The organism is Niastella populi (genome assembly GCF_002078015.1).
Lineage (GTDB): Bacteria > Bacteroidota > Bacteroidia > Chitinophagales > Chitinophagaceae > Niastella > Niastella populi.
Genome location: NZ_LWBP01000202.1, coordinates 1 through 854, shown reverse-complemented (window position 1 = coordinate 854; position 854 = coordinate 1). Strand labels below are relative to the sequence as shown.

Genomic DNA, 854 nt, shown 5'->3' with positions numbered 1-854 from the left:
TTTATCCGCAGCTGACAGGTGAGCAGTGTAAGACCGTGACGGAAGCGGTTATAGCGTCGGTAAAAGAATTGCGTCCGGTGAAAATGCTGCTGCGTTCTATTCTCTTCCCCATCCTGATCCTGATGGGAAGTTTTGATAGTTCTGCGCTCTCGGAAGAAACTGAAATAGACACGGAAGAATCATACACATATGCCGAAGGCATGGTAAAACGGAAATCTGGCCGTTATTTCAAACTTGCCTGCTAGGCTTGTGCAAAGTTGCTGACAACAACGTGTTTTTATAATAATATTGGGCATCAAATAATAATATGTAATTTTACATTTTATATTTGATGCCCCTTTTACTGTTAGCCTAATTATAGTGATCAGCTAAAATCCAGAATAATATTCCTCGTTTGAATGCCTTGATTGTTTATGTCGCATACCAACAGAATTTTTTTGTATGGGGCCAGCGGACATGCGAAAGTGATTTGTGAAATACTGGAAGCCCAACACCGGAATCCCTACGGGTTAATCGATGATAATCTGAACGTGACGTCGTTACTGGAGTATCCTGTATATCACTCATTGCAGGAGGCCGCGGTAACGGGTACGGATGAGTTCATCATTTCCATAGGAAATAACCGAATTCGAAAAGCAGTCGCCACGAAATTAAATACACAAAAATTTACAGGCGCAATTCATCCTGCTGCTGTAATTTCGCCGCGCAGTTCTGTTGGTACTGGTACAGTTGTTATGCCGAATGTTTCGGTAAACGCTCACAGCAACATCGGTAACCATGTTATTTTAAATACCAATTGCTCAATAGATCACGATTGTTTGCTGGAAGAATTTGTTCATATTTCTCCCAACGCC

1 protein-coding gene and 1 pseudogene are annotated in these 854 nt (G+C 41.7%); both read left to right on the top strand.

Annotated features, from left to right (window positions below):
- Window positions 1-245: pseudogene (locus A4R26_RS35130) on the top strand (capsular biosynthesis protein); the annotation flags it as partial.
- A gap of 168 nt (window positions 246-413) precedes the next feature.
- The coding region (locus tag A4R26_RS23840) for a PglD-related sugar-binding protein (protein WP_107685892.1) at window positions 414-854 on the top strand (441 nt) is incomplete at its 3' end.